This is a genomic window from Thiofilum flexile DSM 14609 (assembly GCF_000380185.1).
In the GTDB taxonomy this organism is placed as follows: Bacteria; Pseudomonadota; Gammaproteobacteria; order Thiotrichales; family Thiotrichaceae; genus Thiofilum; species Thiofilum flexile.
Window position 1 is genome coordinate 1 of sequence record NZ_KB904806.1, and the last position, 2,008, is coordinate 2,008.

Annotated in this window: 2 rRNA genes; both read left to right on the top strand. The window is 51.7% G+C overall.

Annotation, left to right across the window (positions count from 1 at the left end):
* A 23S ribosomal RNA gene (locus tag A3IK_RS0115910) occupies positions 1–1,704 on the top strand; the annotation flags it as partial.
* 186 nt (positions 1,705–1,890) lie between these two features.
* Positions 1,891–2,006: ribosomal RNA gene (gene rrf / locus A3IK_RS0115915) — 5S ribosomal RNA — on the top strand.
* Positions 2,007–2,008 lie beyond the last annotated feature (2 nt).

The window sequence follows — 2,008 nt, forward strand, 5'->3', positions numbered from 1 at the left end:
CAAGTGGTAGAGGAGCGTTCTGTAGGCCTGTGAAGGTGAACTGGAAAGTTTGCTGGAGGTATCAGAAGTGCGAATGCTGACATAAGTAACGATAAGACAGGTGAAAAACCTGTCCGCCGAAAGCTCAAGGTTTCCTGCGCAACGTTAATCGGCGCAGGGTTAGTCGGCCCCTAAGGCGAGGCAGAAATGCGTAGTCGATGGGAAACGGGTTAATATTCCCGTACTGAGTAATACTGCGATGGGGGGACGGAGAAGGCTAGACTAGAACACTACTGGATGTGTATCTAAGCGTTTAGGTAGAGATCTTAGGCAAATCCGGGATCTTAATACTGAGGCGTGATGGCGAGTGTTCTACGGAACATGAGTAGTCGATGCCCCGCTTCCAAGAAAAGCCTCTAAGCTTCAGGTATTACGCAACCGTACTGCAAACGGACACACGTGAGCTGGATGAGAATTCCAAGGCGCTTGAGAGAACTCGGGTGAAGGAACTAGGCAAAATGGTACCGTAACTTCGGGAGAAGGTACGCCTCTGGCGGTGAATAGCTGCTGGAGGCCGCAGAGACCAGGTGGCTGCGACTGTTTATCAAAAACACAGCACTCTGCAAACACGAAAGTGGACGTATAGGGTGTGACGCCTGCCCGGTGCCGGAAGGTTAATTGATGGGGTTAGCGCAAGCGAAGCTCTTGATCGAAGCCCCGGTAAACGGCGGCCGTAACTATAACGGTCCTAAGGTAGCGAAATTCCTTGTCGGGTAAGTTCCGACCTGCACGAATGGCGTAACGATGGCCACACTGTCTCCACCCGAGACTCAGTGAAATTGAAATCGCTGTGAAGATGCAGTGTACCCGCGGCTAGACGGAAAGACCCCGTGAACCTTCACTACAGCTTTACACTGAACGCTGAACCTGCCTGTGTAGGATAGGTGGGAGGCTATGAAATTCGGACGCTAGTTCGGATGGAGCCACCGTTGAAATACCACCCTGGTATGTTCGGCGTTCTAACTAAGATATAACCGTATCTAGGACAGTGTATGGTGGGTAGTTTGACTGGGGCGGTCTCCTCCTAAAGAGTAACGGAGGAGCGCGAAGGTGTGCTAATCTCGGTCGGAAATCGAGAGGATAGTGTAAAGGCATAAGCACGCTTGACTGCGAGACAAACACGTCGAGCAGGTAGGAAACTAGGTCTTAGTGATCCGGTGGCTCTGAATGGAAGGGCCATCGCTCAACGGATAAAAGGTACTCCGGGGATAACAGGCTGATACCGCCCAAGAGTCCATATCGACGGCGGTGTTTGGCACCTCGATGTCGGCTCATCACATCCTGGGGCTGAAGCAGGTCCCAAGGGTATGGCTGTTCGCCATTTAAAGTGGTACGCGAGCTGGGTTCAGAACGTCGTGAGACAGTTCGGTCCCTATCTGCCGTGGGCGTTAGAGTTTTGAGGGAAGCTGCTCCTAGTACGAGAGGACCGGAGTGGACGCACCTCTGGTGTACCAGTTGTCACGCCAGTGGCATTGCTGGGTAGCTATGTGCGGACGGGATAACCGCTGAAAGCATCTAAGCGGGAAGCCCCTCCCAAGATGAGAACTCTCTGGGATCTTGAATCCCCTGAAGGGCCGTTGGAGACTACGACGTTGATAGGTGGGATGTGGAAGTGCAGTAATGTATGAAGCTAACCCATACTAATTGCCCGTGAGGCTTGATTCTATAACCCGTAGCGGTTTACGCAAGAGATTGATACAGTATACAGTACACGAGTTTGATGACTTTCCTGAATTGGGTGATGTAGGCCCTGTAGTGACGAGAGTGGTGGATCATTGATAGATGATTCATGCATAACTCAAAACCACTACGAGAAGACCAAGAACCTGCATCGTATACCCTAGTAGTTTGCTTGGCACCCATAGAGCTGTGGAACCACCTGATCCCATCCCGAACTCAGAAGTGAAACGCAGTATCGCCGATGGTAGTGTGGGGTTTCCCCATGTGAGAGTAGGTCAGTGCCAAGCTT